This is a genomic window from Bacillus sp. BPN334, assembly GCF_008368885.1.
In the GTDB taxonomy this organism is placed as follows: domain Bacteria; phylum Bacillota; class Bacilli; order Bacillales; family Bacillaceae_G; genus Bacillus_A; species Bacillus_A wiedmannii.
The window spans coordinates 114,794-121,491 of the sequence record NZ_QOZW01000002.1; the positions used below are offsets into that span (position 1 = coordinate 114,794).

Sequence of the window (6,698 nt, forward strand, 5' to 3'; positions counted from 1 at the left end):
GAGGTCGTTATATGAAAAAAAGATGGACACTACTTGGTATCGTAGCGATGATACTCATTGTTGGAGTAGCAGGAATCAATTATAAAATGTATAAGGATAAGCAGGCTCGAGAGGTAAATGTGAATAACATATTTCCGAAAGCGAAAGAAACGATTGCGAATATGGATGGTGATATTGCGGTAATTAGTAATCCGAATTCGATGCTTGTACTTGTGAATAAAAGTAGACGCTTACCAGATGGATATAGACCGCCAGATTTAGTTATTCCGAAAGTGCGCTATTCTAGTGAAGGTGATCAAGAAAAGAAAAAAATGAGAAAAGAGGCAGCGAGTGCGTTAGAGGAAATGTTTCAGCAAGCTGATCAGGAGCGCATTTTCTTGTTTGCAGTCTCTGGATTTAGATCTTTTGATCGACAAAAAGCATTAAATACGATGTATAAAAAGCAAGATGGAGAAGCAAAAACAGCGATGTCTAGCGCGGTTCCTGGTACGAGTGAACATCAAACAGGGCTTGCTATGGATATTACATCTCAAGCTGCTAAGTTTCAGTTAGAGACAATTTTTGGTGAAACGAAAGAAGGGCAGTGGCTGTCTGAAAATGCCCATAAATTTGGCTTTGTAATTCGATATTCAAAAGAGAAAGAATCGCTTACGGGCTATCGATATGAACCATGGCACGTAAGGTATGTGGGGAACCCACAAGCTACATATTTATATGAAAATCAACTGACACTTGAAGAAGTAACGCAGTGAACAATTGAGGGGAGAGAAGGATTATGACGGTGCTATATAAGAAAAAAGTACACGCATATGTGACAAGAGAAAAAGAAGGAGTAATGCAACTGCTTGTTTTTAAACATCGTGATATACCTGAAGCTGGTATACAAGTACCAGGGGGAACAGTTGACGAAGGGGAAACGTTAGAAGCAGCAATTTTACGTGAAGTACAAGAAGAGTCTGGATTACGTCATTTATGCATAGAAAGATTCCTAGCCGATTACATCATACTTGTGAAAGAGAAAAAGGAATATCAAAAGCGGCATTTTTTCCACGTAACGTTACTAACAGATGTAAAAGATGATTGGGAACATATTGTAAGTGCCGGTGAGGAAGATCAAGGATTAGCATTTTGCTACGAATGGATTAATATTGCAAAATGCCCTGCATTAGCTGGGAAACAAGGTGAGTTTTTACATTTGTTAGATGAGGTATATGTAAAGTAATAAAAGAGTCTGAAGCGGAAATCCAATCGTTTCAGACTCTTTTTATTTTTCAGGAAATAAAAGGTTTTTACATTGGTAAGTTGAATTCTTTGAAAGGGATTGTAGTTGTATATGCGAGGAGCGGAGAAAATGAAAAAGTAATAGATACACGTTATCAATAAAAGCTTTTAAAGAAGGAGAATGAAGATGGAGATTCAGTTCAATGCACGATTACAAAAAGAATTAACAATTCATGATATACAAGTAGCGATGAAAGCTGGGCAATTAACTTCAAAAGAATTAGTTATGTATTATCTTCATAGAATCGCGAAATATGATCAAGAAGGACCAAAAATCAATTCTATTTTAGAAATCAATCCAGACGCTATCTTTATTGCAGAAGCGTTAGATTATGAAAGAAAGACAAAAGGTGGACGGGGACCATTACATGGTATACCTGTTTTACTTAAGGACAATATTGAAACGAATGACTCTATGCATACCAGTGCAGGTACGATTGCCTTGGAACAAAATATTAGTAGTGAAGATGCATTTCTTGTTACGAAACTACGAGAAGCAGGAGCAGTGATAATAGGAAAAACAAATATGACAGAATTAGCAAATGGAATGTCTTTTGACATGTGGGCTGGATATAGTGCAAGAGGTGGACAAACAATAAACCCTTACGGTACAGGTGAGGATGATATGTTTGTTGGAGGCTCAAGTACAGGATCTGCGATAGCAGTTGCTGCTAATTTTACAGTAGTATCTGTTGGAACGGAAACAGATGGTTCTATATTGAGTCCAGCTGTTCAAAACTCTGTAGTCGGTATTAAACCGACTGTTGGTCTAATTAGTCGTAGGGGAATTATTCCGCTTACTTATTCACAGGATACAGCGGGACCATTTGCTAGAACGGTAACAGATGCTTCTATTTTGCTAGGGAGTTTAACTGGGGTAGATGAGAAGGATGTAGCTACTCATAAAAGTGAAGGTATGGCAGAGCAGGATTATACAAAATATCTTGATGTTAATGGCTTACATGGCGCAAAGATTGGTGTATTTAGCAATGCACCTAAAGGTTATTATGAAACTGGTGAGTATGATGAAAAATTGTTTAAGGAAACGATTGAAGTGTTGCGTAGTGGGGGTGCGACAGTAGTAGAGGATATTAATATTCCGTCTTTTCATAGAGAATGGAGCTGGGGTGTATCGCTCTATGAATTAAAGCATAGTTTAGATAACTATCTTTCAAAATTACCTTCTACTATTCCAGTGCATTCTATTTCAGAGTTAATGGAGTTTAATGAAAATATAGCAGAAAGAGCTTTGAAATATGGACAAACTAAGTTGGAGAGAAGAAAAGATGTTCCTAATACGTTAAGAAATCCAGAATATTTAAATGCAAGATTAGAAGATATATATTTTTCTCAAGAACAAGGCATTGATTTTGCACTGGAAAAATATAATCTGGATGCGATTCTGTTCCCTTCTTATATAGGCTCCACTATATGTGCGAAAGCAGGTTATCCGTCTATAGCAATACCTGCGGGATATATGGATAATGGGAGACCGTTTGGAATTACTCTTGCAAGCAATGCTTTTTCTGAGGGGACCTTGATTAAACTAGCATACGCTTTTGAACAAGCGACAAAGCATCGGAAAATCCCTAACTTATCATGAATAAAATAAATAGGACAGGAATTCCTGTCCTATTTATTTTGTTCATTAAAGTGAAATATCTTTTTTCTCTGTTTTATCATATTTTAATAAGTTAAATGATAAACAAGCAGAGCACAATATAAGGAAAGAAGCGAGAATATAAATAGTACGAACACCGAACAGGTCGGTAATAATTCCAACGCTAAGCATAGAAAGACCAGAAGCTGTCGAGAGGATTGCACCATGAGCTGTATACATTTTTGATAATAAAGTAGGGGCTACACTAGATTGTAGTACTGTCGTTTGAGAAATATCTCTAATTTGATAACATGGCCCCATTAGAACGCATAGAAAAAGCGCAATAAACCCGCTACTTGTCATACCATATAAAAATGTAAGAATACTAAACATAAGAGAGCCTATCGCCATGGAGCGTATTAAATTGTTTTGAATGTATGTACTCATTTTCCATGCTAATATCCCGCCAATTAACGTCCCTACATAATAACTTGTATTAATATATCCCCACCATTCTTCTCCTTTATGAAGAACAGTCGTTACATAAGCCATTGTAATAGCACCGATCCAGATTGTCCCTGCGAAAGTTTCAATTAAGTCCATACATGTAACGATACGGAGAGACGGGTTTTGAAATAAGAGTCTCCAACCTTCCAATAAAGCAGCGCCTTTTGAAGAAGAAGGCTCTATTACTCGTTCAGTATGTATGGAACGTAATGAAAGGTGTAGTGCAACACACCCAAAAATCATCAAAATGTTATTCATCATGAGTGTAGAAGTAGCATCGATAAGAAGAACTATAACACTTGTAAATGAATAAGCAGCGGCTTGCGCAATTTGTGTGGAAAAGGAAAAAATACTATTTACTTTTACTAATTGTTCTTTTCGTGTAAGGCGAGGAAGGATACCGTATAATAACGGTGCGCTCCAGCCGCTACATAAAGAAATGAAAAAAATGAAAATGAATAGTGTTACAACGTTTGAGGAAAGGGCCGGGAATAATATCATTAATAAAAATAATAGAACAGTTTTTGTCCATTGTAGTGTGAAAAGTAATGAATAAGATGAAAAACGATTCATTATAAGTGGTGCAGATGTATTTGCTATAAGATTAGTTATGACTTGTGCTAATGGAAAAAGAGCGGTTAATGTAGCTGATTTCGTTGTGATATACATATGAGTTGTAATAATCATGATGTATACGATGTCAGCGAGAGTAATGCATATTTTAGAGCCTAAATAGTAAGTTAATGAACGACTTTGCAACAAGCACACCACTTTCCTAAAAAATAATATTTTAGTAGTTAAAATAATTATAAATTGAAAATTAAATTTTCGAAAGAATTTCATTTTTTTGTCGCTTTTTGAAAGGGATTTTCATATATAATGAAGAATATATTAATATAGTATTTTATTGATGCTTTTTATAACAGTGAATATGTACAATAGCTTGTAGTAAATGCCCCGGTATAAGAAAGGGCGGATAAACCATTCTTTTCTTCATATACATATAGAAAATGAGAAAGAAAGTGAGGGTTGCATATGGCTGCTTGGGTAATTTGGTTTGTAATAGCTGGTATTTTATTTATTGCGGAAATGTTGTCGATTACGTTTTACATGCTTTGGCTTGGAATTGGAGCTGTTGTCGGAGGTCTAATTGCCTTGTTTGCTCCTGAAGCACTACTGTTACAAGTTGTTGCTGGTGCGATTGTAAGTTTAACATTGACTTTCTTTACGAAAAGAATTTCAAAAAACTTTCGAGAAGCAAAAGGTTTTACTGATACAGTAGATATGCTTGTCGGTAAAAAAGGCATTGTTATGCAAGCGATTACAAAAGAAGCGAATGGTATTGTGAAGGTGGATGGAGATATTTGGACAGCTATTGCAGATGATCCAATTGATGCTGGAGAAAAAGTTATTGTTATAAAGAGGCATAGTACTATATTACAAGTAAAGAAGGAGAGTGAATAAATATGGCAGTAGCATTAACATTAACGATTATTTTCGCACTAATTGTTGTTACATTTATTGCATTAACAATTAAAATTATTCCACAGCAAAAAGTTGGAGTCGTTGAAAGATTTGGTAAGTTTCAGCGTATTATGGAGCCGGGATTAAATTTATTAATACCAATTGTAGACCGTGTTCGTGTATATCATGACTTACGTATTCAACAAACGAATGTACCACCACAGAAGGTAATTACGAAAGATAATGTACAAGTAGAAATTGATACAATCATTTTCTATCAAATTGTGGAACCAGAACTTGCGACATATGGTATTTCGAATTATGAATATGGTGTTCGTAATATTACTTCTGCAACGATGCGTCAAATCATTGGTAAAATGGAACTGGATGAAACGTTATCTGGTCGTGAAAAAATTTCAACAGAAATTCGCTTAGCACTTGATGAAGCAACAGAAAAATGGGGCGTTCGCATTGAGCGTGTTGAAGTTGTTGATATTAATCCGCCAAAAGATGTGCAAGCATCGATGGAAAAACAAATGAAAGCAGAACGTAATAAACGTGCGATCATTTTAGAAGCTGAAGCTGCAAAACAAGATAAAGTCCTTCGTGCTGAAGGTGAAAAGCAAAGTAAAATCTTAATGGCTGAAGGGGATAAAGAAGCACGTATTCGAGAAGCTGAAGGTATAAAGGAAGCAAAAGAACTAGAAGCGCAAGGGGAAGCAAGAGCGATTGAGGAAATTGCAAAAGCAGAACAAAATCGAATTGAATTACTTCGTGCAGCAGATTTAGATGAACGCGTACTTGCCTATAAATCATTTGAATCATTGATTGAGGTTGCAAAAGGTCCAGCAAATAAAGTCTTTATTCCGTCTAATGCAATTGAAACACTTGGTACTCTCGGGGCAATTGGAGAAATCTTTAAAGAAAAACAAGCGAAGAAATTGCCTTCTTCCGATACACCAAAAGAACAATAAGAGTGAAAAAGAGAAATGGGATGCCATTTCTCTTTTTATTTTTGAGTAGGATAAAAAATATTAGTCCTTTGCCATTATGGATAGGGCTTTTTTGTTTGTCACTTTTCAAAGAATTATAAGTTTAGAGTGTTTGGAATTGTTAAGTGGAATAACACGTTTACTAGACGGTTAAAAAACTGTCAAAGTAATATATTTTTGTTAAAGAAAATTTAAAATATGATATAATGGGATTTTGTGGATATTAAACAAGGGAGTGGGAAACAAGTGCAAATATTATTAATACGTCACGGTGAATCCGAAGCAGATATTTTACATGTACATGAAGGACGAGCTGACTTTGAATTAACAGAAAAGGGTAACTAACTGTTACGATTTATTTAACCAATTATAACGAAAGTTAATTAAATATATCAGTAAGCCCTGCTAGTCAAGTGATTGGCTAGTAGTGAGGGTTAACTGCGGGCAATCCCTAAAGCTGATTGAACTACAACGTGGCTAGAAATAGCGAGCGTGAATGTCGCGAAAGCAGAAAAAATCAATCAGATCGTGCAAGGTTAAATCCTAAACACTAGAACAATGGGTCTTCCGCCTCGAATCATCTAAGTCAAAATGGATAAGATGAACGTTCAACGACTATCTCGTATAACTGACGAGAGTACATCACAAGCCTATGGTGATGGAAAAATCCTCTATCTTTAAGTAGATAAACATATAGTCTGCGCTCATGTGAAAACATGAGAAGTTCATAAGAGAACTGGCTAAGGAATTGCGCCCTTAGTTGAACAAGATAAATTTTATTGAATCTATCAAACTTTATTGAAAACACCGAACATACGCGCTATGTTAGGTTCAATGAGGTAAGAATAATAATG

At 35.7% G+C, this 6,698-nt stretch carries 6 protein-coding genes and 1 pseudogene; 6 read left to right on the forward strand and 1 reads right to left on the reverse strand.

Annotation, left to right across the window (positions count from 1 at the left end; translation table 11 throughout):
* Nucleotides 1-11: 11 nt before the first annotated feature.
* The 3 genes from DN393_RS01670 (at nt 12) to DN393_RS01680 (ending at nt 2,884) form a co-directional block, all read left to right on the forward strand.
* Nucleotides 12-752, forward strand: coding sequence for a M15 family metallopeptidase (locus DN393_RS01670; protein ID WP_064474170.1), 741 nt, complete (start codon nt 12-14; stop codon nt 750-752).
* A 23-nt stretch (nt 753-775) separates the two neighbouring features.
* On the forward strand, nt 776-1,222 hold the full coding sequence (locus tag DN393_RS01675) for an NUDIX hydrolase (protein WP_064474169.1): 447 nt from the start codon (nt 776-778) through the stop codon (nt 1,220-1,222).
* Between the two features lie 186 nt (nt 1,223-1,408).
* Nucleotides 1,409-2,884 (forward strand): amidase family protein, encoded by a 1,476-nt coding sequence (locus DN393_RS01680; RefSeq protein WP_064474168.1) that lies wholly within the window; start codon nt 1,409-1,411, stop codon nt 2,882-2,884.
* Nucleotides 2,885-2,929: 45 nt separating this feature from the next.
* On the opposite strand, the gene DN393_RS01685 is transcribed toward DN393_RS01680, so the two are convergent.
* Entirely contained in the window at nt 2,930-4,147 is a 1,218-nt protein-coding gene (locus DN393_RS01685) for an MFS transporter (RefSeq protein WP_064474167.1), read from the reverse strand.
* A 276-nt stretch (nt 4,148-4,423) separates the two neighbouring features.
* On the opposite strand from DN393_RS01685, the gene DN393_RS01690 reads away from it, so the two are divergent.
* From DN393_RS01690 to DN393_RS01700, 3 genes and pseudogenes are all read left to right on the forward strand, one after another.
* Complete coding sequence (locus tag DN393_RS01690; protein WP_064474166.1) at nt 4,424-4,852, forward strand: NfeD family protein; 429 nt, start codon at nt 4,424-4,426, stop codon at nt 4,850-4,852.
* A gap of 2 nt (nt 4,853-4,854) precedes the next feature.
* Nucleotides 4,855-5,826 (forward strand): SPFH domain-containing protein, encoded by a 972-nt coding sequence (locus DN393_RS01695; protein ID WP_000257391.1) that lies wholly within the window; start codon nt 4,855-4,857, stop codon nt 5,824-5,826.
* A gap of 234 nt (nt 5,827-6,060) precedes the next feature.
* Nucleotides 6,061-6,183 (forward strand): annotated as a pseudogene (locus DN393_RS01700) (histidine phosphatase family protein); the annotation flags it as partial.
* Nucleotides 6,184-6,698: the final 515 nt, after the last annotated feature.

Coding starts and splice junctions, on each gene's coding strand:
- DN393_RS01695 (WP_000257391.1), top strand. CDS start 4,855: ATGGCAGTAGCATTAACATTAACGATTATTTTCGCACTAATTGTTGTT.
- DN393_RS01675 (WP_064474169.1), top strand. CDS start 776: ATGACGGTGCTATATAAGAAAAAAGTACACGCATATGTGACAAGAGAA.
- DN393_RS01680 (WP_064474168.1), top strand. CDS start 1,409: ATGGAGATTCAGTTCAATGCACGATTACAAAAAGAATTAACAATTCAT.
- DN393_RS01690 (WP_064474166.1), top strand. CDS start 4,424: ATGGCTGCTTGGGTAATTTGGTTTGTAATAGCTGGTATTTTATTTATT.
- DN393_RS01670 (WP_064474170.1), top strand. CDS start 12: ATGAAAAAAAGATGGACACTACTTGGTATCGTAGCGATGATACTCATT.